The organism is Corynebacterium xerosis NBRC 16721 = ATCC 373 (genome assembly GCF_001552415.1).
In the GTDB taxonomy this organism is placed as follows: Bacteria; Actinomycetota; Actinomycetes; order Mycobacteriales; family Mycobacteriaceae; genus Corynebacterium; species Corynebacterium xerosis.
Genome location: NZ_BCRD01000004.1, coordinates 98,676 through 121,728, shown reverse-complemented (window position 1 = coordinate 121,728; position 23,053 = coordinate 98,676). Strand labels below are relative to the sequence as shown.

The window sequence follows — 23,053 nt, the reverse complement described above, 5'->3', positions numbered from 1 at the left end:
CCGTGACATTGCTCAGCGTCCCCGCCCTCGTGGCGGTAGCGCTGGCCCTCACCCCCTTGTTCGTGAAAGTTCTGGGCAGGCATGCCGGCTGGCCGATCGTGGCGTTTTTCGTCGCCGCGATCGTGCAGCTGGCGCGGCTGTCCGGCGGTGTCCTCGACGGGGATGCGGTCACGTGGCGGGCGATGTGGGCCGGTGCGCTGCTGCCGGGCGGACATGGGGTGGAGTTCGCGCTCCGCCTCGATCCGCTGTCCCTCGTATTCGCGCTGCTGGCGCTGGTGATCGGGTCGGCGGTGTTCATCTATTCCACCGCGTACCTGCCGCCGAAGGGCGGCACCATGAGTTTCTACGTCCTGATGACGGCGTTCATGCTGGCGGTGCTGCTGCTGGTGCTGTCCGACGACGTGGTGCTGCTGTTCGTTGGCTGGGAACTGGTGTCGATGGCGTCGTTCCTGCTCATCGCCCGGTCGGGCTCCTCCGGCGAGGCGGGGTCGCTGCGCACGCTGCTGCTGACGTTCACGGGCGGCCTGCTGCTGTTGGCCGCGCTGGGCGTGGCGGTGTGGGCGACGGGCACAACGAACCTCACCGACATGCTGGCCTCCGACGTGTGGTCGCCCGGCGCGGGCGGCGATGCGGCCGTGACGTCGACGGTGGCGGTGCTGGTGGCGCTGGGCGCGTTCACCAAGGCGGCGCAGCTGCCGTTCCAGGCCTGGTTGCCGGAGGCGATGGCGGCGGCGACGCCGGTGTCGGCGTTCCTGCACGCCGCGGCGGTGGTCAAGGCGGGCATTTACCTGCTCCTGCGCTTTTCGACGGCCTTCCACCACGTGCAGGCGTGGCAGATCCTGCTGATCGTCGTGGGCATGGCCACGGCCGTGTCGGCGGCGGTGTTCGCCATCCAGCAGACGGACCTGAAGCGCCTGGTGGCGTACTCGACGGTGTCGCAGCTCGGTTGGATCGTGGCGACGATCGGCGTGGGCACGCACTTCGCCATCGTCGCGGCGGTGGTGCACACCATCGCGCACGCGCTGTTCAAGTCTTCGCTGTTCATGCTGGCCGGCACGGTCGACCATCAGGCCGGCACCCGCGACATCCGCCGCCTGGGCCCGCTGTGGAACCGGATGCCGTGGACCTTCGGGTCGATGGTGATCGGCGCGGCGTCGATGGCGGCGATCCCGCCGACGCTGGGCTTCCTGTCCAAGGAGGGCATGCTCGAGGCGTTCACCGATGCGCCGCTGGCGGATGCGGGCGTCGTGGTGCTGCTGGTCGCGGCGACGATCGGCGCGATCGCGACGTTCACGTATTCGGCGCGGCTGATCTTCGGCGCGTTCGTCGACGGCCCGCGCGACATGTCGGAGGTCCGCGAGGCCCCCGTCGCGCTGTGGCTGCCGGCCGCGGTGCCGGGCGTGATCTCGCTGCCACTGGCGTTCTTCATCGGCCCGATGCTCGACGGTCCCCTGGATTCCGTGGCCCGCACGGTGCTCGGCGGCGACTACGCCGAGACGCACCTGGCGCTGTGGCACGGCGTCAACGTGCCGCTGATGATTTCGGTGGGCGTGCTGGTCGCCGGCGTGCTGCTGGTGCTGGTGCGCGGGCGCATGAACGAGGCGCTGGCCGGCCGGAAGCTGTTCCCGTTCTCCGGTGTGCAGGCGCTGTCGTTCGGCACGCGCTGCTCCGGCCGGGTGGGCCGCTGGTTCGCGGCGATCGGCGATTCGCATGCGCCGACGCGGCACCTGCTGCCGATGCTGTCGGTCATCGTGCTCTACGCCGGCGTCATGTTCTTCGTCCCCGGCATCGGCGGCATGGAGATGCCGGACAAGATCGACGGCATCGATTCCTGGATGGATCTGATCCCGCTGACCATCATCGTCATCGGCGTGGCGGCGACGCTGCGGGCGCGCAATCGCCTGCAGGCGGCGGTGCTGTTGGGCGTGACCGGCACGGGCGTGACCCTGCAGGTGCTGCTGCTCGGCGCGCCGGACGTCGCCATGACGCAGTTCCTGGTCGAGATCCTGACCGTGGTGCTGATGATGCTGGTGCTGCGCCACCAGCCCCGCGCCTTCTCCGGCACCGGCCGCAATCGCCGCATGGTCGCGGCGGTGGTCGGCGTCGGCGTGGGCCTGGCCACCTTCGGCGCGGTGTGGACCCTGACGGGCCGCCGCGGCAAGCCGGAGGTCGCCCAGTGGTACCTGGAGGAGGGCCCGAAGATCACGTCGGAGAACAACGTGGTCAACACCATCCTCGTCGAGTTCCGTGCCTTCGATACGTTGGGCGAGCTGGCGGTGCTGGGCATGGCGGGCATCGCCATGGCCGCGGTGGTGTCGTCGATGCCGCGCTGGCCGCAATACCCGGGCCGCCCGGGGCCGCTGCCGCAGGCCGGCCTGAACTCGCTGCCGCTGCGCAAGCTGGTGCAGTGGATGACGCCGCTGCTGTTCGCGCTGTCGCTGATCGTGCTCTACCGCGGCGGCAACGAGCCGGGCGGCGGCTTCAACGCGGCGCTGATCGGCGCATCGGCGCTGATGCTGAAGTACCTGTCCCAGCCGGATGACCGCCCGCTGATGGGCCGCAACATCCCGTACCTGTTCAGCGGGTTCGGCGTGATCGTGGCCATCGGCATCGGTTTCGTCGGGTACGTGGACGGGTCCTTCCTGGCCCCGCTGCATGGCACGGTCGCCGGGCAGCACCTGACCACGGCGCTGATCTTCGACGTGGGCGTGTACCTGGCGGTGCTGGGCATCGTGGCCACGGCGCTCAATCATCTGGGCGGTCCGACCCGCCCGGGTTCGCCGAAGACCGACGACGAGCTCGGCCCGCGGATCGTCCACCGCACGAGCATGCACATCCCGCCGCGGCAGAAGCCCGGCGAGGCCGGTGCCCCGGATTCCGCGTTCGGGGATCCGGCGGGCGAGGGCGTCCCGGATGAGCTTTACGACGGACCAGGCGGGCGCGTTTCGGCGTCCGGCTCCGGTTCCACCGACAACGAGGAGGTGCGGGCATGATCATCGCCCTCATTGCGGCCGTGCTGGCCGGCGGCGGCGCGTATCTGGTGCTGCAACGCGGCATGGTGCGCATCATCATCGGGATGACGTTCATCTCGCACGCCGCGAACCTGATCATCTTGTCGGCGGGCGTGGGCGCCTGGCGGCAGGAACCCCTGATGGCGCGCGCGGAGCCGGAGACGGCCGCCGATGCGCTGCCGCAGGCGTTCGTGCTGACGGCCATCGTCATCACCATGGCCGTGACGGCCTTCATGTTGGCGATGGCGGCGCTGGGCCGCGACGACGACACCCGCATCCACGAGGACCGCGAGGCCAACGCTCAGTTGTCGACGGCCGGCCGCGAGGCCCGCCGCCTGCGTCCGGTCGACGCCGGTTCCGGTGCCGGGTCGATCCGCCACGACAACTACCCGCCCGAGTCGCCCCAGGACGGTGATCGGCGATGACCGGCATGTCCGCGGAGACCCTCTCCGCCCTGCTGCCCCTGGTGGCGATCATCCCGCTGCTGCTCGCCGGCGTCGCCGCGGTTCTGCCGTGGGCCCCGGCGCGGGTGGCCCTGTCCATCGGCACGCCGGTGGCGGTGTCCGCCGTGGCGTTCGCGCTGCTGTACCGGGTGATGGATTCCGGGCCGATCGGCCACAACGTCGGCGGTTTCCCCGGCGGCGTGTCCATTCCCTTCGTCGCCGACGCGTTCGCCCTGCTCATGCTGGGCGTGGCGTCGCTGGTGGTCTTCGCCGGCTCGTGGTTCGCTCAGGTCGCCGGCGAGAACAAGTCGCGCTTCTTCCCGGCCCTGACGCTGATGATGCTGTCGGGTATGACGGGTGCGTTCCTCACCGCCGACCTGTTCAACTTCTTCGTGTTCATGGAGGTGATGCTGCTTCCGTCGTACGGCCTGATCGCCGTGACGGGCACGTGGCACCGCCTCGCCGCCGGCCGGTCCTTCGTGCTGGTCAACCTGATGACCTCCACGGTGCTGCTCATCGGCGTCGCCCTGGTCTACGGTTCGGTCGGCTCGGTGAACATCGCGCTGCTGGCGGGCATGGCCTCCGGCGGCGGCCCGGGCGCGGTGGCGCTGGGGCTGGTCATCATCGCGCTGAGCGTGAAGGCCGGCCTGGCTCCGGTGCACACGTGGCTGCCGCGCACCTACCCGTCGACGTCGCCGGCGGTGATGGCCCTCTTCTCTGCGGTGCACACCAAGGTCGCCGTGTACATGCTGTTCCGCATCTACGTGGTCATCGTGGACATGGAGCCGTCGTGGCACTGGCCGATCATCGCGCTGATGGCGGTGTCCATGCTGCTGGGCGCCTACGCGGGCCTGGCGGAGACGACCATGCGCCGGGTGCTGGCGTACCAGATGGTCAACGGCATGCCGTTCATCCTGGTCGTGCTGGCCTTCACCGACGGCGACGCCCGCGCGGTGCTGGCCGCCGGCATCTTCTACGCGGTGCACCACATGGTCACCGTCGGTTCGCTGGTGCTGGTTTCCGGCGCGATCGAGGAGACCTACGGCACGGGCACGCTGTCGCGCCTGTCGGGCCTGGCCCGCCGGGACCAGCTGGCTGCGTGGGTGTTCGCGGCGATGGCGTTTTCCATCGTCGGTTTCCCGCCGTTTTCCGGCATGTGGGGCAAGGTCGGCGTCGTCTTCGCGGCGGCGTCGTCCGGTGACGCCCGCTCCGTCGTGGTCATCGCGGTCATCGTCCTGGCGTCCCTGGGCGCCATGCTGGCGATGATCCGCGTGTGGCGCGGCGTGTTCTGGGGCCGCCCGATGCAGGGCGTCGACGACTCGCTGCGCGTGCGCGGCGCCCTCGTCGCCCCGTCGGCGTTCCTGGCCGTGGCCGGCGTGGCCATGTTCGTCTTCGCCGGCGTCGTCGCCGGGTGGACGGGCGCGGCCGGCGACGCGCTCGTCGACGTGCCCGCCTACGTCGAGGCCGCCCTCGGCGACCCGTCGGAGGCGGTCTCGTACGGCAACCTGGAGAACGTCACCACCGACACCGCCGCAGCCACCGACACCGACACCGTCCGGGAAGGGGCGACCCGATGAGCATCCTGCACATTCCCGTCTACGGGGCATGGCTGACCGGACAGGTCGTCATCGCCTCGACGCAGGTGATGGCCGACGCGTTTCGCCGGCACCAGAAGCAGAAGCCGATCCTGATCGGCATGCCGCTGCGCATCACCTCCGACAACGAGATCGTGGGCCTGTCGGCGTCGATCACCATGACGCCGGGCACCCTGGTGTGCGGCACCCGCGGGCTCGAGGGCGGCGGCCGCATGTTCATCGTCCACGCGATGTTCGGCGCCGACCCGGAGGCCCTGTACGACTCCCTCTACGACATGGAGGAGCGCCTGGCCCCGCGGGTGCGCGACCTGCCCCGGCCGCAGGGGTTCATCTTCGAGGGCTACGACCCGGGCGCCCATTCCGACCCCGGCGAAACCATCGGCACCGCCGCCGAAACCGAGGCGGGGCTGCCGGGCCTGCCCGACTCGGTGATCGTCGTCGACGATCCGGCGGAGGACGACGTCATCCCGGAGCAGACCGCCGCCAATCGGGGCGGGCCGGACGATCCGACGGTGGACGTCGTCAAGCACGACGACGCAGACCATCCGCGCGGCGAGGCTTCGGCCACCCGCGACGGCAAGAAGGAGGCGGGCCATGAGTGAATCCGTGGTGCACATCATCGGCGGCATCGGCGTCGCCCTGTGCGCGCTGGCGTTCCTGCTGGTGGTGATCCAGGTGTTCCGCGTGAAGGGCAACGTCTCGCGCGCCGTGATGTCCGACGTGGCGTTCTTCTCCATGGTCGGCGTGTTCCTGACCACCGCGCTGTTCCGCGAAACGGCGATCACGTTCGACATCGCGATGCTGGCGGGCCTGCTGGGCATCCTGTCGACCGTCGGCCTGGCGCGCGTGATCTCGCGGGGAAGGAGGTAGGCCATGGGAATCGGAACCGTGATCACGACGATCCTGTTCGGCCTGACCGTCATCGGTGGCTCGCTGTACCTGCTGGGCGCGGCCGTGGCGATGTGGCGCGCGCCGGACGCCCTGTCGCGCATGAACCAGCTGTCCGCCGGCGTGGTGTTCGGCGTGCCGTTGCTGGTCGTGGGCAACGCGATCCTCGAGTTCGACCAAGGGACGCTGACGGTGGGCAAGGTGCTCACCGGGTTGCTGGCGATCGTGGCGATGCTCGTCGTCGCGTCCGTCGCGTCGGAGGTCCTCGCGCGTGCCGTGTTGGGCTCGCGCGACGGATCCTCGGAGGATCATTCCGACCGACACTGAGTGCTTTGCGACGGCCGCCGGGCCCCTCTTCCCCGTTTTCGCGGGAGAGGGGCCCTCCGTCATTCGGGGTGCCGGACGGTGGCGGCGGGGACGCGGATGAGCGCCGCAGAATTGCGCGTTACAGGGGTCGGGCGAAATACCCCCGAACGGGGTGAATGAGCTGCATCGCGATCGGGCTGCGAATGTGCGTTAGGTCACATTAACCGACGTAACGCGGAAGTTAATTCGAACGATCGGGGGACGTCGCGATGAACGCCCGGAAAGGCGCCACCCGGGCCCCAAATTAGGTCAGGCTCACTTTGGCGAATAGCGTTACTCAACCATTTCCCCAGGCAGCGTCAAAATCGAGGCACGGATACACCGTTAGCCACCCGGCGAGCGAAAATGAACACCACGTAAACAACCGGCACGCAGCGCTTTTAGGGATACATCAATAAACCCCATAACCGTGCCCGAAACCGGCGTTTTCGGCCCCTGATACGGCCGTGGAAACGATTGCGCAATGCCAAGAACGGTCTTAGTCTCAAGCCCGAGAGATTCAGGGAGGCCTCAGGGGGCCGACCACCGCAGGGGGCAGCCCCGGCACGTTCTCGCCACCACATCATCTTCGAAAAAGGGGAGTCGTCACATGGACGCCAACACCATTTCCGCCATCGCCGAGGTCGTCGAGGCCCTGCCCGCCGGCCCGTACATCACCTTCGAGACCCCGTTCCCGGCCCTGGAGCAGATCGCCGGCCGCGACATCAACCTGGGCTCCACCTTCGGTAACGTCAACATGCCGTTCGGCGAGGACTTCCTCGACGTCCACACCGAGGAGACCACCGACGAGTCCATCAACGTCACCTTCGGCGACGTCGGCTAAGTGATGTGCCCGGGTCGCTGACCCGGTCTCCGCGCGAAGGTGATTCGCGCGGGCGGGGTTTCCCGCCACGACATCTGCCCCGGAGCGCTTCGGCGCCCCGGGGTCGCTTTTGGCCGAAATATTATTGCATCCCCGGTGTAACCCCGGCTGCGGCCCAGGCCCCGCCGGAACCCCGACGCCCATCGCCACCGCCGTATCGACGGTCGGCGCCGGGCCGGTTTCCCTCACAATTCGCTTACAGCTCCACACACAAAGGAAGCGCTTCATGGACGCCGCCACCATCTCCGCCATCGCCGAGGTCATCGACGCGATTCCGGATGGCCCCTACATCGTCGTCGAGTCCCCGTTCCCCGCTCTCGAGCAGATCGGCGGCGGCGACATCAACCTGGGTTCGACCTTCGGTGACGTCAACTTCCCGTTCGGCGAGGACTTCCTCGACGTCCACGACGAGACGACCACCGACGAGTCCACCAACATCTCGGTCCTCGACGTGGGACCGGACGTGGTCGTCGATTCCGCCATCGAGCCGACCCCCGAGCCCGAGACGGGTGAGCTGGTCGCCGACTCCGCCATTGAGCAGCCCGAGGTCATCATCGACGAGACCGTCGCCGATTCCGCCATCGAGTCGGCCGTTGCCGGCGAGCCCGGCGAGAACGTCGTCGATTCCGCGATCGTGCCCGCCGATACCGGCGAGATCGCCATGGATTCGGCCGTCGAGCCCGGCGAGGAGGCTGACCCGGACGGCTTCGGCGAGCCCGCCAAGCCGATCTTTGGTTCGCTCTAAAAAGCCGAGTACCGCACCAGCCCGTCCGCGGGCGTCGTCGAGCTTCTGGTTCGCGGCGTCATGCGGGCGGGTTTTGCTTTGCGACGTCTGCCCGCACCCCATTTGGCCGCCACCGCCACCGCTCCCGCGGTCCGGCACTTCGGCATTCCCCCGCCCCGCCCGCGCCCACGCCCCGTCGAGCCGCCGGCCCTCCGGCACTCCCTCGCCCCACCCGCGCCCCACACCCTTCAAGCCTCACGCGCCAGCTCGTGCCGAGGAGATGACAACGCCGCGTCGACAACCACGTTTCCCCAGGTCGCGGTTTTCGGTGGCATCTCCTCGGCACGAGACTGCCGGCCACCACCGCCCTGATCGTGATGCCGGCCACCACCGCCCTGATCGTGATGCCGGCGGATGCGCGGCCCGACATTGTCCACGAGATCGCGATTTAACGCCCCGATCGTTATCTCGTCGGATGTGCAGCCTCGGCCAGATGAGAAGACCCCCGCCGGCGGGTGCCGAACCACGGGATCAACATCGATCCCGTGGTTTAGATCCCGTGGTTTGGGCGGAGGGGCCCCTAGCCCCCTACGCGCCCTTGTTGGCGGTGAAGCGCTTGCGCACCTCGGCGCCGAGCCACTCGTCGACGTTGGTCCAGTACTGGTAGACGCGCTCCTCGATCTCCGGCGAGACACCCTCCATGGCACCGGCGATGTTGCCGGCCAGGCGATCGCGCGCGGCGTCATCGAGGACCTCGCGGACGAGGATGCCGGGCTGGATGAAGTCGTCGTCCTCCGGGTGCTGCAGGTACGCGCCGCGGAACGGCTCTTCGCCCTCGGCGGCCCACAGGCCCAGGTCACCGTGGTCGGCGGTCTCCTGGGAACCGCGGCCGGCGGCGTTGGAGCCATGGACGGGCAGCTTCGGGTCGGCGAAGCGGTGGGTGGCCGCGCCATCCTGCGCGAAGCTGTTCACCTGGCTGACCGGGCGGTTGACGGGGATCTGGTCCGAGTTGGCGCCCAGGCGGTAACGGTGGGCGTCGGCGTAGGAGAACGCGCGGGCCAGCAGCATCTTGTCGGGCGAGAAGCCGATGCCCTCGACCAGGTTCGACGGCGCGAACGCGGCCTGCTCGATCTGGGCGAAGAAGTTGCGGGGGTTCTCGTTGAGCGTGAAGTGGCCGACCGGGATGAGCGGGTAGTCCTTCTGCGACCAGGTCTTGGTCAGGTCGAACGGGTTCCAGCGGTAGTCCGCGGCCTCGTCGAACGGCATGATCTGCACCTTGACGTCCCACGTGGGGAAGTCGCCGCGCTCGATGGCCTCGAACAGGTCCTTGCGCGAGTGGTCGGTGTCCTGGCCGACGACCTCGGCAGCTTCGTCGTCGGTGAGGAAGTCCCAGCCCTGGCGGGTCTTGAAGTGGTACTTCACCCAGAAGCGCTCGCCGGCTTCGTTGATCCACTGGTATGTATGCGAGCCGAAGCCGTCCATGTTGCGCCAGGTCTTCGGGATGCCGCGGTCGCCCATCAGGTAAGTGACCTGGTGGGCGGACTCCGGCGAGGAGGTCCAGAAGTCCCACTGCATGTTGGCGTCGCGCAGGCCGGTGTCGGGGAGGCGCTTCTGCGAGTGGATGAAGTCGGGGAACTTGATGCCGTCGCGGATGAAGAACACCGGGGTGTTGTTGCCGACGAGGTCGTAGTTGCCCTCTTCGGTGTAGAACTTCAGCGAGAAACCGCGCACGTCGCGCCAACCGTCGGGCGAACCCTGCTCGCCGGCGACGGTGGAGAAGCGCGCCAGCATCGGGGTGACGGTGCCGGGCTGGAACAGGCCGGCCTTGGTGTACTTGGAGACGTCCTCGGTGACGGTCAGCTCGCCGAATGCGCCGCCGCCCTTGGCGTGGACGACGCGCTCCGGGATGCGCTCGCGGTTGAAGTGGGTCAGCTTCTCGATCAGGTGGACGTCGTGGACGCTGACGCCGCCCTGGGGGCCGGTGGTGATGGAGTGCTGCTCGGAGGAAACGGGTGCGCCGTTGAGTCGGGTGGTGGCGCCGGTGGAGGTTCCGGTGTCCATGCCCTGGTCGGCGATGTCCTTGCTCGAAGTCATGGGTGATTCTCCTTCTTGCTTCGATGGCGGCTCGTGCCGCGCGGGGGCCGGCGGTGGCGAAGCCGGCATCACCGTCCAGCATACAGAACTTATCAGTTTTGCGCTATCTATAAGCCGAAATTGATGGGGGTTAGCCTATATGACGCAAGTCACGTTCGATGGTTCGGGCCGAGAACCCTTGCTTGACGACGTCCCGGCGCCGCACCCCCACGCCCGTCCGGTCGCCGGGGCGACGTCCCCGAACCCCGCGTCCCCGCCGGCGGAACCGCTGGTAGGGTGTCCGACATGACCGATAGGCAGCGCGAAGACGACCGCGTCACCGCCCTGGCCCTCAAGGCCGGGCGCGGCGACCGCGCCGCGCTGACCGAGTTCATCCGCGCCACGCAAAACGACGTGTGGCGGCTGCTGGCCCACCTGGCAAACGCCGACGTCGCCGATGATCTGACGCAGGAGACCTACCTGCGCGTGATGTCGGCATTGCCCCGGTTCGCGGGGCGGTCGTCGGCGCGGACGTGGCTGCTGTCGCTGGCCCGCCGCGCGTGGGTCGATTCGGTGCGCCACGACATGGCCCGCCCCCGGAAGTCCGCCGTGGAGTGGGAGGACGCCACCCACGCGTCGTCGACGGGAACGTCGTGGGCGGAGCTCGTCGATGCGCGGGTGCTCATGGAGGCGCTGGATCCGAACCGCCGTGAAGCACTGATCTTGACCCAGGTGCTCGGCTACACCTACCAGGAAGCGGCGGACATCGCGGGCGTGCGCGTGGGCACAATCCGCTCTCGCGTGGCCCGGGCCCGCCAGGACCTGGTCGCGGCGACGGAGGCCCGGGGCGACGACCCCGCCGACGACGAGGACGAGCCGAGCAACCGCCACCTCACCGCGATGTGACGGGACAGAACGCGCCCCACGGCCGGGCGCGCGGAAGCTACACCAGCAGCTCGGCGATCTGCACCGTGTTCAGTGCCGCGCCCTTGCGCAGGTTGTCGCCCGACACGACCAGAACCAGGCCGCGCCCCTCCGGCACCGACTGATCCACGCGGATGCGGCCCACCAGGGACTCGTCGATGCCCGTCGCCGCCAGCGGGGTCGGCACGTCGACGACCTTCACGCCGGGGGCGTCGGAAAGCAGCTCCGTCGCGCGCTCGACGTCGATGGGACGCTCGAACTCCGCATGCACCACCAACGTGTGGCCCGAGAACACCGGCACGCGCACGCACGTGCCCGCCACCGCCAGCTCCGGAATGTCCAGGATCTTGCGGGACTCGTTGCGGAGCTTCTGTTCCTCGTCCGTCTCCAGCGAGCCGTCGTCGACCAAACCGCCGGTCAGCGGCAGCGCGTTGAACGCGATCGGCTCGACGTACGGGCCCAGATCACCGGCCTGCAGCGCCGAACCGTCGGTGGCCAGCTGCTCCATTCCGGCCTCGTTGGCGCGGACCTGATCAGCCAGCGTCGACACGCCCGCCAGCCCGGAACCCGACACCGCCTGGTACGACGACACCCGCAGACGCTGCAGGACCGCCTCGTCGTGAAGCGGCTTGAGCACCGGCATCGCCGCCATGGTCGTGCAGTTCGGGTTGGCGATGATGCCCTTCGGCGTGTTCTTCGCCGCAGCCGGGTTCACCTCGGAGACCACGAGCGGCACCTCCGGGTCCTTGCGCCACGCCGACGAGTTGTCCACGACCGTCGCGCCGGCCGCCGCGAACCGCGGCGCCTGCTCCTTCGACAGCGTGCCGCCGGCGGAGAACAGGGCGATGTCGATGCCCTTCAGATCCTCGTCCGACGCCGCGGCGACGTCCTCGACCACGACGTCCTCGCCGCGGTACTCGATGGTCTTGCCCGCCGAACGAGCCGACGCGAAGAAACGGATCTTGTCCGCCGGGAAATCCCGCTCGGCGAGAATGCTGCGCATCACGCGGCCAACCTGGCCCGTGGCACCGACGATGGCGATGGTGGTCATGTGAAACCCTCCTGGGGTTCCGGCCCCGCAGCCGCGGAACCGAAAAGTGTCAAACGTGAAAACTCGTGTACGGGGTCGGTGAACCCGACCCGCGCGAACCTGACGCCGGTGGGCCGGGTGGAAAACCCGGCCCGCCGGCCGCCCCTCCGGCCAAGTCTAGCGGCCGGTGCCGGCGTAGACGACGGCCTCTTCCTCGCCGCCGAGCTGGAACGCCTCGTGCAGCGCACGAACCGCCGTATCCAGATCGGTGTCGCGGATCAGGACCGAAATGCGGATCTCCGACGTCGAAATCAGCTCGATGTTGACGTCCGACTGGGCCAGCGCCTCGCAGAACGTCGCGGTGACGCCGGGGTGCGACTTCATGCCGGCACCGACAAGCGACACCTTGCCCACGTGGTCGTCGTAAAGCACATCCTGCCAGTCGCCCTCGACCTGCAGCTTCTTCAGCAGCTCCAGCGCACGCGGACCATCCTCGCGCGGGCACGTGAACGTGATGTCCGTGCGGTTGTCGTCGATCGACGACACGTTCTGCAGAACCATGTCGATGTTGATCTCCGCATCCGCCACCGCGCGGAACACCTGCGCCGCCTGGCCGGCGACGTCCGGGATGCCCAAGATGGTGATCTTCGCTTCCGAGCGATCGTGCGCGACGCCGGTGAGAACTGCTTCTTCCACGGGAATATCCTCCACTGATCCGTTGACGAGGGTGCCGATTTCATTGCTGTAGGACGACCGCACGCGCAGCGGCACATTGAACGCCCGCGCGTACTCCACGCAGCGCAGCTGCAGGATCTTCGCGCCTACCGCCGCCAGCTCCAGCATCTCCTCGAAGGAGATGGTGTCCAGGCGCTGGGCGTTAGGCACGATGCGCGGGTCGGCGGTGTACACGCCGTCGACGTCCGAGTAGATCTCGCACACGTCGGCGTTGAGCGCGGCCGCCAGCGCGACGGCCGTGGTGTCCGAGCCGCCGCGGCCCAGCGTGGTGACGTCCTTGGTCTCGCGGTTGACGCCCTGGAACCCAGCGACCAGGCAAATGTGGCCCTCGTCCAGCGCCTCGCGCACGCGGCCCGGGGTCACCTCGACGATGCGGGCGTTGCCGTGACGCTCTGTGGTGATCACGCCGGCCTGCGAGCCCGTGAACGACCGCGCCGACGCGCCCAGCGACGCGATGGCCATGGCCACCAGCGAGTTCGAGATGCGCTCGCCCGCCGTCAGCAGCATGTCCATTTCGCGCGCCGGCGGCACCGGGTTGACCTGGTTGGCCAGATCCAGCAGCTCGTCGGTGGTGTCGCCCATCGCCGAGCAGACGACCACGACGTCGTTGCCCTGCTTCTTGGTCTCCACGATGCGCTCCGCCACGCGGCGGATGCGCTCCGCGTTCTCCAGCGATGAACCACCGTACTTTTGTACGACCAATGCCATGGTCGGCGTCCTCCAGACCTCATCGTCCGTCAGCCCGGGCGCAGTCCGCCCGGACGGTTGCCTTCGCGCACGAACACGCGCGCTCGGGTTTCCCGTAAACGATACAACAGTGGTCGCCGCCGCGACTCGCCGAGTTTCCCGTGGCCGCACGCGCTTTGCACCCCCATTGCACATTCGGCCGATGCGACCGCTTTACGACGCCCACGCACGGGTAACCTGGCGTCGTGCACAATCAACTCCTCGCGGTCTTGCTGGGCCTCGGCTCGGCGTTGACCATCGCGTGGGGGACGGTCATCCGCCACCGGCTCGCCGACGAGCTGCCCGACGGCGCCGGCACCATGTCCGGGGTGTGGGCCGTGGTGTCGCGCCCGAAGTGGTGGGCCGGGGTCATCCTGGCGATGACCGGGTACGGGCTGCAGATCGCAGCGCTGGCTTTCGGCACGTTGCTGCTGGTCCAGCCATTGCTGGTGATGTCGCTGATGTTCACCCTGCCGCTGGCCGCGAAGATCGCGGGGCGGCGGATATCCAAGTCGGAGACCGCGTGGGCGATCCTGCTGACCATCGCCGTCGCCGTGCTGGTGATTCTCGGGCGACCGCTGCCGGGCGACCCGCAGCCGCCGTTGTCGCGGTGGATTCCGGCGCTGATCGTCGGCGCCGTGGTGTTCGCCGTGACCTACCACGCAGCGGGCACGCTGCTGAGGTCGGAGAAGGCGCTGGTGCTCGGCTTGGCCACGGGCTGGCTGTACGGCTTCGTCGCCGTGTTGTCGAAGGCCGTGGTGGACATCTGGGTCACCGAGGATCTGGCGACGTTCCTCCGCGCATGGGAGCTGTGGTCGCTGATCGGCGTGGCGGTGCAGCAGGCGTCGTTCAATGCCGGGGCGCTGCGCAATTCGCTGCCGGCCATGACGTGCGCCGAACCGGTGGTGGCGTTCGTGCTGGGTTACGTGGTGCTCGGCGAGAAATTCCAGGCGCAGGGCACGCAGTGGATCTGGATGGCCGCGGCCCTGGTGGCCATGATCGCCTCCACCGTCGTGTTGTCCCGCAAGAGCGTGTAACCCCGCCCCGTCAGATCGCCCACGGTCAGATCGCCCCGTCAGATCGCCCCGTCAGATCGCCCACGGGAATGGCACGAGCAGATATGCGCCGACCCACGCGGAACCGAAGATCCAGGCGGCGAGGATCCAGAAGCGATCGAAACGCCGCATCCTCGCGAGCACCGGCGCGAACACCAGCAGCACCAGCACGCCGGACAGGAACAACCGCGGCCGCGAATGCATCAGCCCGTCACTGACCAGCACCTGCCCCACCGCCAGGCACGAGAACAGCAGCACCGGCCAGCATGCGCCCCATCGATCCGGGAAAGTGCGGGCCGAGTCGTCGAAATCTGAGGCGTCGGCGGAGTCGGCAACCGAAGCGGCCCGCCGCACCCGCGCGGCCCCGATCCGCGCCAGCGCCCAGCCGACGAACGCCCACGCCAACGTCGCGGCCACCGCCACGATGATCACCGCCGACACGGCGTACCCGGTCTCCCGCGAGGTGCCCAGGCTCTCCCACAACCAGCGCAGCGTCGCCGCACCGCCGTCGACCTCGGAGTTCCAGCCGCGCGCCTGCGCCCCGAAATACCCGCCGGCGTCGCGAAGCTGCGCCGACGACCACAGCAGATACGCCGCCCACCCCAGCGGCGCCACGGCGACGGCCGCCCACGCCCTCGGATTGCGGCGGTCCCCCGCGATCACCGCCACGGCCAGCACGATGAACAGCCCCAGCGCCGTCGACCTGGTCAGCCCCGCAAGCAGGAACAGCAGCCCGGCGCGGCCCCATCGCTTGTCGACGACGCCCACCAGCCCCCATGCCGCCAACGCCAAAAACAGCGCCTCCGTGTAGGGCATCAGCATCACGACGGCCATCGGCGCCGTGGTTGCCAGCACCGACGCGAGGATCATCGAGCGGCGGAGCATCCCCATCCGGCCGGCGAGGGCCGCGGCCGCGAACGCGAACGACGCACCGGCCACGACCGAGATGATCACGCCCGACACCGCCGCCGGCAGGGCCGTCACCGCCGACAACGCCTTCATGGCGAACGGCATCAACGGGAAAAACGCCAGCGACCGCCAATGCCCCGGGTCCCCGTCGACGTCCTCGAGGCCGAAATACCCGCGCTCGGCGATGTCGCGCATCCACGCCGCATCCCACGAGTTGAGCGCCGCCCACGTATCCCGGGCCACGCCCGGCCACGTCACCGGCCACCCCTGGCCCACGAGATCCGCCACCACCGCCAACGCCACTGCGGCGATCAACACCACGCGGGTGGCCGCGTACCAGGCGATCACCGGCACCGTGACGGACCTCAACCGCGCCCCTCCACCGGAAGCGCCGCCCGCGCGCACCACTCCACCACGACGTTCGTTGTCGACCACCAACACAGGATGGCACGGGCATGGGCGTCGCAAAGCAAAGCAACCGGCGTTCCCCCCACATGCGCAATCGTGTTGGGCCACCCCCACCCCGTGTGTAGGCTGCATCACATGCAGCGCGCACTCCTCCTTCTGTGCCGCGGCGGGGCTCGACTGTAAAGGGCCGGCTCCCCGTCGCGGGTTTTTCCACGTGCCGGCCAGCTGCCCTTTAAACCCCCGCATACCGCGATCCCCCACACCCGCCCCCCCCGGAGCCGGGGCCACCACAGGCCCCCGCCCACCGCAACCGGGCGACCACGGGAAGAGCATCGCCCCGAAAGGTAAAGTCGAACCCCATGTCCCCCACTGACGCCTTCATCTCCGCCCCCTCCCGCATCACCACCCCCGACGGCGACGTACCCGAGGGCCAGGCCCCCTGGAACAAGCAGCGCAACTCGGCCATGCCGACCAACCGCTACCAGCCCTACGACGTCGAGGTGCAGGACTTCCAGCTGCCCGACCGCACCTGGCCGGACAAGCGCATCACCAAGGCCCCCCAGTGGTGCGCCGTCGACCTGCGCGACGGCAACCAGGCGCTGATCGACCCCATGAGCCCCGAGCGCAAGCGCCGCATGTTCGAACTGCTGGTGCAGATGGGCTACAAGGAAATCGAGGTCGGCTTCCCGTCGGCGTCGCAGACCGACTTCGACTTCGTCCGCGAGATCATCGAAAAGGGCATGATCCCCGACGACGTCACCATCCAGGTGCTGGTCCAGGCGCGCGAGCACCTGATCCGCCGCACCTTCGAGGCGTGCGAGGGCGCGAAGAACGTCATCGTGCACTTCTACAACTCGACGTCGATCCTGCAGCGCGACGTGGTGTTCCGGAAGAACCGCGACGAGATCAAGAAGATCGCCACCGACGCCGCCGAGCTGATCAAGACCATCGCCGCCGACTACACCGGCACCAACTGGCGCTGGGAATACTCGCCGGAGTCCTTCACCGGCACCGAGGTCGAGTACGCCAAGGAGGTCTGCGACGCCGTCACCGCCGTCATGCAGCCCACCCCGGACAACCCGATGATCCTGAACCTGCCGTCGACGGTCGAGATGATCACCCCGAACGTCTACGCCGACTCCATCGAGTGGATGGACCGCAACCTGGAGCGCCGCGACTCGGTGATCCTGTCGCTGCACCCCCACAACGACCGCGGCACCGGCGTCGCCACCGCCGAGCTGGGCTACATGGCCGGCGCCGATCGCATCGAGGGCTGCCTGTTCGGCAACGGCGAGCGCACCGGCAACGTCTGCCTGGTCACCCTGGGCCTGAACATGATGACGCAGGGCGTCGACCCGCAGATCGACTTCGGCGACATCGACCAGATCCGCCGCACCGTCGAGTACTGCAACCAGCTGCGCGTGCCGGAGCGCCACCCCTACGGCGGCGACCTGGTGTTCACCGCCTTCTCGGGCTCGCACCAGGACGCCGTGAACAAGGGCCTGGACGCCATGGCCGACAAGATCCGCCCGGGCGCCGACCCGAAGAAGCTGACCGACGACGAGCTGCGCGCCGCCGTGTGGGAGGTCCCGTACCTGCCCATCGACCCGAAGGACGTCGGCCGTTCCTACGAGGCCGTCATCCGCGTGAACTCGCAGTCCGGCAAGGGCGGCGTGGCGTACATCATGAAGTCCGACCACGGCCTGAACCTGCCGCGGTCCATGCAGGTCGACTTCTCCTCCGTCGTGCAGGCGGTCACCGACTCCGAGGGCGGCGAGGTCAACTCCAAGGCGATGTGGGACATCTTCGCCGGCGAGTACCTGGACCGCGAGGCCCCCGTCGAGCAGATCGCGCTGACCGTGGACGCGCCGCAGGTCGAGTCCGATGACACGAAGGTCCAGGCCCGCGTGGTCTACCAGGGCTCGGAGCAGGTCGTCGCCGGCCACGGCAACGGCCCGCTGGCGGCCTACGCCAACGCGCTGGAGCAGCTGGGCATCAACGTCGAGGTGCAGGAGTACAACCAGCACGCCCGCACCGCCGGTGACGACGCCGAGGCCGCCGCGTACGTCCTGGCCGACGTCAACGGCCTGAAGGTGTGGGGCTGCGGCATCGCCGGCTCCATCACGTACGCCTCGCTGAAGGCCGTCACCTCGGCCGTCAACCGCGCGCTGGCCGGGGCGTAAATGCCGCAGCTTCCGGATGGGGAGCCGCGGGTGGACGACGATTCGCCGTACGTCGCGGCGGTCGCCAAAACCACCGGCATTCACCCGAAGACCGGCCGCATGGTGTCGTTGGGCTTGGCGACGTTTTCCGCCGACGGCGAGATCATCCGCACCTGGCACGGGGTGTTCACCATCGGCGAGGATCCCGGCCCGGTGCACCTGCACGGCCTCGAGCCGCATGAGCTCGATGGGGCGCCGAGGTTCGGGACCACCCTCGGCACCGTGGGAGATTTCCTCGACGGCCGAGAGCTGATCACCCATGACCTCCCCCTGACCTGGGGTTTCATTGTCGAAGAGGCCAAGCGTGCGCGTCGTCACGCAAACCGCGCCAACCGGGGCCGGCGTGGCCGCGGGCGCGGACGCGTGCGCGCCGGACGCATCCCCGCGCCCGCGTCGGTGACGGACACCCTGGTCACCGCGCGCCGCCAGGACATCCAGCTGGCCGACACCCGCCTGCGTGGCGTGGCCCGCGCCTACGGGTTGGACGCGCCGTCGCCGGTGGCCAGCGTCGACAACATCGGCGTGCCCGAGCGCGACCGGACCATGGGCGACGTCGAGTTGCTCGTGGGGCTATGGCGCGCCCAGCGCGAGCGCGGTGCTTCGGGCGCCGATGGGACGCACGGCGGAGATGGGGAGGCGGGGACGTCGTCAAGCATCTTCGCCACCTGGCCCACCGACGACCTGCGCGCCGACCACGTCGGCCTGCAACGATCCAGCGTCCGCGTCGACGCGATGGAGGCGCCCCGCCCGGCCCCGAACCCCGGCAAATACGCGCCCGGCGGGAAGCTGAAGGCCGGCATGGAGTTCGCCATCGCGCCGGAGCTGACGTCGCCCGCCGACGACCTCATCGGCGCCGGCGTCGCGGCGGGGCTGGCGTATTCGGAGAAGGTCACGCGCGAGACGTCGCTGCTCGTGTGCAACCGGCCCGCCGACGTCACGCCCGAGGAGCTGACCGGCAAGGCCATGCACGCCCACCGCAAGGACATTCCGCTGGTCAGCGACGAGGCATTCCTGCGTCTGCTCGACCAGATGTAGCCGCCGGGCGGCAGCAGGGCGGTAGATCGTGCGGCGGGGCGTGGCAAAGTCCCCATTTTCGATCGCCCGAAAACCGCGACCCGGGGGTTTGCGGCGGGGTGGCACCACTTTCCGACGCCTCGCACCGCCGCCGGGCCGTCGTCAAGCGAAAAGGCCCGGAAGTAACAAGCCCTTAACGGCGCGGAGAACGGCCCCCGCCCACCGAGGGCCTAGAATGCCCCCATGACCAAGAGCAGCAAATCCCGCCGCATGAGCCCCCGGTCGCGCATCGCGACGGCCGCGGCCAAGGCGGCGACGTGGGCGTCGCGGCGCACCGGCCGCGGCTCCGGCGGCATGATCGGCGGGCTGATCGCCCAGAAGCTCGACCCCCGCATCCTGGGGCAACTCGGCGGCGGGCGGCCGGCGGCGATCATCACCGGCACCAACGGCAAGTCCACCACCACCCGCATGCTCGCCGCCGCCATGCGCGCCGCCGGCGACACCGTGGCCACCAACGAGGGCGGCGACAACATGGACGCCGGCGTGATCTCGGCGCTGATGGCCTCCCCGGATGCGGACACGCTGGTCCTGGAGGTCGATGAGCTGCACGTCGCGCACATCGCCGCGGACCTGAAGCCGAAGGTGCTGCTCCTGCTGAACCTGTCGCGGGACCAGCTCGATCGCGTGGGCGAGATCAACAAGATCGAGGGTTCGCTGCGCGCGGCCGTCGACGCGAATCCGCAGGCCACGGTCATCGCGAACTGCGACGACCCGTTGATCGCCTCGGCCGCCTGGGACGCGAAGAACGTCGTGTGGGTGTCGGCCGGCGGCGGTTGGACCAACGATGCGACGAGTTGCCCCCGCACCGGCGGGCCGATCATCCGCGACGGCGACGACTGGTACGCGGTGAAGGAGCTCCCCGGTGGCGGTGCTTTCCGACGGCCCGCCCCGGCGTGGACCATCACCGGCGACGGCATCGCCACCCCGTACGGCACGACCATCCCCCTGGATCTGACGCTGCCGGGCGCTGCCAACCGCGGCAACGCCACCCTGGCCACCGCCGCGGCGGTCGAGCTCGGCGCCGAGGCGACCGTCGCCGCGACGGCGACGGAGGGCGTCGACAACGTCGCCGGCCGCTACTCGACGGTGCGGGTCGGCGACCACGAGGTCCGCATGCTCCTGGCGAAGAACCCCGCCGGCTGGCAGGAAGCGCTGTCGATGGTCGACCGCGATGCCGATGGCGTGGTCATCGCGGTCAACGGCCACGTCGCCGACGGCGAGGACCTGTCGTGGCTGTGGGACGTGGTGTTCGAGAACTTCGGCGGCATGTCCGTCATGGCGTCCGGCGAGCGCGGCACCGATCTGGCCGTGCGCCTGCTCTACGCGGGCATCGAGCACGACCTGCTGCACGATCCGCTGGAGGCCATCGCCGCGTGCCCGCCGGGCCGAGTGGAGGTCCTGGCGAACTACACGGCGTTCCGCGACTTGAAGAAGGCCATCGAGCGTCGCGCCGCGGCGTCGGAAAGCGAGCGAAGCTGACCATGACCGACCTGAACATCGGCCTCATCCTCCCGGACGTGCTGGGCACGTACGGCGACGACGGCAATGCCCTGGTGCTGCGCGAACGCGCCCGCCGCCGCGGCTTCGACGCGAAGATCACGCCCATCAAGCTCGGCGAGCCCGTGCCGGAGGGCCTGGACGTCTACACCATCGGCGGCGGCGAGGACGTCGCGCAGACCATCGCGGTCGAGCATCTCTCCAACGACGGCGGCCTCGCGCGCGCCGCGGCGGCCGGCCGCCCGATCCTGGCCATCTGCGCCGGCTTCCAGGTCCTCGGCGAGTCCTTCCGCGCGGGCGGCCGGGAGGTCGCGGGCCTCGGCCTGATCGACTGCCGCACGCGGTCGCTGGAGACCCGCGCCATCGGCGAGATCCGCACGTCCCCGCTTTCCGACGAGCTGACCGCCACCCTGACCGGCTTCGAGAACCACATGGGCCTCACGGAGCTCGGCGCGGACGCGCGGCCGTTGGGCCGGGTCATCCGCGGCATCGGCAACGAGGGCCCCGAGCGCCAGCCCGAACCGGGCCGCGCGCCGGGTCCGGTGCGGGCGGCGGATGGCGGGAAGGTGGGCGTCGTCAAGCACGAAGCGACCGAAACCCCCACCGGCGGCGCCGAGGGCGCGGTGCAGGGCAGCGTGGTGGCCACGTACCTGCACGGGCCGGTGCTGGCGCGCAACCCCGAACTGGCGGATCTGCTGCTGGCGCGGGCGATGGGCGTCGACGCCGCGTCGCTGGAGCCGCTGGAGCTGCCGGTGATCGACCGGCTGCGCGCCGAGCGCATCGCGTCGAAGCCGCGGCCGAAGAGCGAGCGGTAGGTTTCGGGCGCGCGGGACTACGATTCCCGCGTGCAATCGATTCTCCCCGGCTTCCTGGTGTCGATCTCGCTGATCGCGGCGATCGGCGCCCAGAACGCCATGGTCCTGCGCCACGGCATCGCCCGCAGCCACGTCGCCGCAGTCGCCGCGTTCTGCATCGTCTCCGACGCCATCCTCATGTCCGCGGGCACCGCCGGATTCGGTGCGGCGCTGCAGGCCAACCCGCGGGTGCTCACGGCGGTGACGCTGCTCGGCGTCGCGTTCCTGCTGGTCTATGGCGCGATATCGCTGCGGTCCGCGTGGAAGTCGCTGCAGGCCAGGGCCACCGCGTCTGCCGCCGCCTCGGCCACCGCATCGGCCGGCGGACCAGGTTCCGCGCCGGGATCGTCGGAAAGCAACGGCACCCACGGCGACCCGCAGGAAGGCGAAGGCCTGTCCGCGAAGGGGACCGTGGCGCGCACCCTGCCGGGCGCCATCGCCGGCGTCGCCGCGGTGACGTGGCTGAACCCGCACGCGTACCTGGACACGGTGGTGCTGGTCGGGTCGGTGGCGGCGTCCTACGGCGAGCAGCGGTGGTGGTTCACGCTCGGCGCGATCATGGCGTCGGCGGTGTGGTTCAGCACCCTCGCTACCGGGGCTCGCGCGTTCAGCCGGCGGCTGGCGCGGCCGCGGACGTGGACGATCATCGATGCACTGACCGGACTGGTCATGATCGGCATCGCGGTCAAGCTTCTCGTCGGCCTGGCCTGACGCTCGACCCGCCGACCCGCCACATTTGACGCGGCTCTGCAGAAATGTCGTTTACGCGGCGAATCACAACGGTGAACGTAACCGCCGACACATCATCGTGAGATCAAACCCTCATCATCGGCCGCTCCACTTGTCATGACCAGTCGTACAATGGATGGCATGACCTCCTCCCCCGAGCAGCGCACGCTGGCCCTCCTGTCGCGACACAGCATCGAGCACGGGCCGACGCCGAAGCACGCGCAGCTCAAGGCCATTCTCACCGAGGTCTGCCACGACGATCTGCGGCCCGGCGATTCACTGCCCAGCGAGCGCGTCCTGGAGGAGGTCTTCGGCGTCTCCCGCATCACGGTGCGCCGCGCGATCAGCGACATGGTCGCCGACGGCACGGTGGAGAGTTTCCGCGGCAAGGGCACCTTCGTCGCCCATCGGCCGCTGCGCTCCGACCTGCACCTGGCCAGCTTCACCGCCGAGATGAAGCAGAAGGGCGCGGAGCCGTCGGCGATGATCCTGGTCTCCGAGAAGGCCGAGCCGCCGGAGTCCGTGGCCGAGTTCCTGGGCGATGGCCCCCACCTGCATCTGACGCGCGTGCGCCTGGGCGATGGCCTGCCGTATTCGGTCGACGACGCCTGGTACAGCGCGACGCTCGCCCCGGATCTGCTGGACAAGACGGTGCACAAGTCGGTGTATTCGATCCTGGCGTCGGACTACGGCCTGCCCATCGACGAGGCCGAGCAGGTCTGCACCGCGGCGGCCGCGACCGCGGACATCGGGCGCGCGCTGGGCCTCGACGCCGGCCAGCCGGTGCTGCGCATCCGCCGCATGTCCTACAGCCACGGCCGCCCGGTGGAGGTCTGCACGTCGACCTACCGGCCGGACCGCTACACGCTGCGCATGCACTTGCGCGACGGGCAGGCGTAGCCCGGGGCCTTCGCTTGACGACGGCCCG

At 69.5% G+C, this 23,053-nt stretch carries 20 protein-coding genes; 16 read left to right on the top strand and 4 right to left on the bottom strand.

Translation table 11 applies throughout. The features are described 5' to 3' along the window. Positions 1-2: 2 nt before the first annotated feature. The 8 genes from CX1_RS07820 to CX1_RS07785 all read left to right on the top strand — a co-directional run bounded on the left by CX1_RS07820 (position 3) and on the right by CX1_RS07785 (position 7,910). Positions 3-2,993, top strand: coding sequence for a DUF4040 family protein (locus CX1_RS07820; RefSeq protein WP_244465434.1), 2,991 nt, complete (start codon positions 3-5; stop codon positions 2,991-2,993). Beyond that, positions 2,990-3,436, top strand: a complete 447-nt coding sequence (locus CX1_RS07815) for a cation:proton antiporter subunit C (protein WP_046650078.1) — start codon at positions 2,990-2,992, stop codon at positions 3,434-3,436. Before CX1_RS07820 ends, CX1_RS07815 begins: the two co-directional genes overlap by 4 nt. Next, a complete protein-coding gene (locus CX1_RS07810) occupies positions 3,433-5,031 on the top strand; it encodes a monovalent cation/H+ antiporter subunit D family protein (RefSeq protein WP_113570011.1) in 1,599 nt (532 codons plus the stop codon). The genes CX1_RS07815 and CX1_RS07810 overlap by 4 nt, the downstream gene beginning before the upstream one ends. Continuing rightward, positions 5,028-5,651 carry a Na+/H+ antiporter subunit E gene (locus tag CX1_RS07805; RefSeq protein ID WP_082719226.1) on the top strand — a complete coding sequence of 208 codons (624 nt, stop codon included), beginning with the start codon at positions 5,028-5,030 and terminating at the stop codon, positions 5,649-5,651. The genes CX1_RS07810 and CX1_RS07805 overlap by 4 nt, the downstream gene beginning before the upstream one ends. Further along, positions 5,644-5,919, top strand: coding sequence for a monovalent cation/H+ antiporter complex subunit F (locus CX1_RS07800; RefSeq protein WP_046650077.1), 276 nt, complete (start codon positions 5,644-5,646; stop codon positions 5,917-5,919). The genes CX1_RS07805 and CX1_RS07800 overlap by 8 nt, the downstream gene beginning before the upstream one ends. Before the next feature lie 3 nt (positions 5,920-5,922). Further along, on the top strand, positions 5,923-6,264 hold the full coding sequence (locus CX1_RS07795; protein ID WP_046650076.1) for a monovalent cation/H(+) antiporter subunit G: 342 nt from the start codon (positions 5,923-5,925) through the stop codon (positions 6,262-6,264). Between the two features lie 628 nt (positions 6,265-6,892). After that, a complete protein-coding gene (locus CX1_RS07790) occupies positions 6,893-7,126 on the top strand; it encodes a hypothetical protein (RefSeq protein WP_046650075.1) in 234 nt (77 codons plus the stop codon). Positions 7,127-7,391: 265 nt separating this feature from the next. Next, positions 7,392-7,910: a hypothetical protein gene (locus CX1_RS07785; protein ID WP_052753134.1), complete on the top strand. Its 519-nt coding sequence runs from the start codon at positions 7,392-7,394 to the stop codon at positions 7,908-7,910. 567 nt (positions 7,911-8,477) lie between these two features. Here CX1_RS07785 and CX1_RS07780 read toward each other — a convergent pair. Beyond that, entirely contained in the window at positions 8,478-9,983 is a 1,506-nt protein-coding gene (locus CX1_RS07780; protein WP_046650074.1) for a catalase, read from the bottom strand. A 285-nt stretch (positions 9,984-10,268) separates the two neighbouring features. Between CX1_RS07780 and CX1_RS07775 the strand changes: the two genes are divergently transcribed. Further along, positions 10,269-10,868, top strand: coding sequence for an RNA polymerase sigma factor (locus tag CX1_RS07775; RefSeq protein WP_046650111.1), 600 nt, complete (start codon positions 10,269-10,271; stop codon positions 10,866-10,868). A gap of 37 nt (positions 10,869-10,905) precedes the next feature. On the opposite strand, the gene CX1_RS07770 is transcribed toward CX1_RS07775, so the two are convergent. Together CX1_RS07770 and CX1_RS07765 are read right to left on the bottom strand one after the other, a co-directional pair. Then, positions 10,906-11,937: an aspartate-semialdehyde dehydrogenase gene (locus CX1_RS07770; protein WP_046650073.1), complete on the bottom strand. Its 1,032-nt coding sequence runs from the start codon at positions 11,935-11,937 to the stop codon at positions 10,906-10,908. A gap of 156 nt (positions 11,938-12,093) precedes the next feature. Beyond that, positions 12,094-13,359, bottom strand: coding sequence for an aspartate kinase (locus CX1_RS07765; protein WP_046650072.1), 1,266 nt, complete (start codon positions 13,357-13,359; stop codon positions 12,094-12,096). A 224-nt stretch (positions 13,360-13,583) separates the two neighbouring features. Here CX1_RS07765 and CX1_RS07760 point away from each other — a divergent pair, with 224 nt between their 5' ends. After that, positions 13,584-14,414 carry a DMT family transporter gene (locus CX1_RS07760; protein WP_060925496.1) on the top strand — a complete coding sequence of 277 codons (831 nt, stop codon included), beginning with the start codon at positions 13,584-13,586 and terminating at the stop codon, positions 14,412-14,414. Between the two features lie 51 nt (positions 14,415-14,465). On the opposite strand, the gene CX1_RS07755 is transcribed toward CX1_RS07760, so the two are convergent. Next, the gene (locus CX1_RS07755; protein ID WP_146780670.1) at positions 14,466-15,776 is read right to left on the bottom strand and encodes a hypothetical protein; all 1,311 of its coding nucleotides are present in this window, start codon (positions 15,774-15,776) and stop codon (positions 14,466-14,468) included. Positions 15,777-16,108: 332 nt separating this feature from the next. Between CX1_RS07755 and leuA the strand changes: the two genes are divergently transcribed. The 6 genes from leuA (at position 16,109) to CX1_RS07725 (ending at position 23,025) form a co-directional block, all read left to right on the top strand. Beyond that, the gene (leuA, locus tag CX1_RS07750) at positions 16,109-17,932 is read left to right on the top strand and encodes a 2-isopropylmalate synthase (RefSeq protein ID WP_046650071.1); all 1,824 of its coding nucleotides are present in this window, start codon (positions 16,109-16,111) and stop codon (positions 17,930-17,932) included. Between the two features lie 30 nt (positions 17,933-17,962). Next, entirely contained in the window at positions 17,963-19,006 is a 1,044-nt protein-coding gene (locus CX1_RS07745; RefSeq protein WP_060925495.1) for a hypothetical protein, read from the top strand. 222 nt (positions 19,007-19,228) lie between these two features. Continuing rightward, complete coding sequence (locus tag CX1_RS07740) at positions 19,229-20,524, top strand: MurT ligase domain-containing protein (RefSeq protein ID WP_046650069.1); 1,296 nt, start codon at positions 19,229-19,231, stop codon at positions 20,522-20,524. A 2-nt stretch (positions 20,525-20,526) separates the two neighbouring features. Beyond that, positions 20,527-21,357 (top strand): type 1 glutamine amidotransferase, encoded by an 831-nt coding sequence (locus CX1_RS07735; RefSeq protein ID WP_060925494.1) that lies wholly within the window; start codon positions 20,527-20,529, stop codon positions 21,355-21,357. A gap of 30 nt (positions 21,358-21,387) precedes the next feature. Continuing rightward, on the top strand, positions 21,388-22,107 hold the full coding sequence (locus CX1_RS07730) for a LysE/ArgO family amino acid transporter (RefSeq protein WP_046650066.1): 720 nt from the start codon (positions 21,388-21,390) through the stop codon (positions 22,105-22,107). Positions 22,108-22,266: 159 nt separating this feature from the next. After that, positions 22,267-23,025 (top strand): GntR family transcriptional regulator, encoded by a 759-nt coding sequence (locus CX1_RS07725; RefSeq protein WP_046650106.1) that lies wholly within the window; start codon positions 22,267-22,269, stop codon positions 23,023-23,025. Positions 23,026-23,053: the final 28 nt, after the last annotated feature.

What these genes read in the sequence shown, in the direction of transcription:
- CX1_RS07815 (WP_046650078.1), top strand. Translation starts at nt 2,990, where the DNA reads ATGATCATCGCCCTCATTGCGGCCGTGCTGGCCGGCGGCGGCGCGTAT.
- CX1_RS07810 (WP_113570011.1), top strand. Translation starts at nt 3,433, where the DNA reads ATGACCGGCATGTCCGCGGAGACCCTCTCCGCCCTGCTGCCCCTGGTG.
- CX1_RS07805 (WP_082719226.1), top strand. Translation starts at nt 5,028, where the DNA reads ATGAGCATCCTGCACATTCCCGTCTACGGGGCATGGCTGACCGGACAG.
- CX1_RS07800 (WP_046650077.1), top strand. Translation starts at nt 5,644, where the DNA reads ATGAGTGAATCCGTGGTGCACATCATCGGCGGCATCGGCGTCGCCCTG.
- CX1_RS07795 (WP_046650076.1), top strand. Translation starts at nt 5,923, where the DNA reads ATGGGAATCGGAACCGTGATCACGACGATCCTGTTCGGCCTGACCGTC.
- CX1_RS07790 (WP_046650075.1), top strand. Translation starts at nt 6,893, where the DNA reads ATGGACGCCAACACCATTTCCGCCATCGCCGAGGTCGTCGAGGCCCTG.
- CX1_RS07785 (WP_052753134.1), top strand. Translation starts at nt 7,392, where the DNA reads ATGGACGCCGCCACCATCTCCGCCATCGCCGAGGTCATCGACGCGATT.
- CX1_RS07780 (WP_046650074.1), bottom strand. Translation starts at nt 9,983, where the DNA reads ATGACTTCGAGCAAGGACATCGCCGACCAGGGCATGGACACCGGAACC.
- CX1_RS07775 (WP_046650111.1), top strand. Translation starts at nt 10,269, where the DNA reads ATGACCGATAGGCAGCGCGAAGACGACCGCGTCACCGCCCTGGCCCTC.
- CX1_RS07770 (WP_046650073.1), bottom strand. Translation starts at nt 11,937, where the DNA reads ATGACCACCATCGCCATCGTCGGTGCCACGGGCCAGGTTGGCCGCGTG.
- CX1_RS07765 (WP_046650072.1), bottom strand. Translation starts at nt 13,359, where the DNA reads ATGGCATTGGTCGTACAAAAGTACGGTGGTTCATCGCTGGAGAACGCG.
- leuA (WP_046650071.1), top strand. Translation starts at nt 16,109, where the DNA reads ATGTCCCCCACTGACGCCTTCATCTCCGCCCCCTCCCGCATCACCACC.
- CX1_RS07740 (WP_046650069.1), top strand. Translation starts at nt 19,229, where the DNA reads ATGACCAAGAGCAGCAAATCCCGCCGCATGAGCCCCCGGTCGCGCATC.
- CX1_RS07735 (WP_060925494.1), top strand. Translation starts at nt 20,527, where the DNA reads ATGACCGACCTGAACATCGGCCTCATCCTCCCGGACGTGCTGGGCACG.
- CX1_RS07725 (WP_046650106.1), top strand. Translation starts at nt 22,267, where the DNA reads ATGACCTCCTCCCCCGAGCAGCGCACGCTGGCCCTCCTGTCGCGACAC.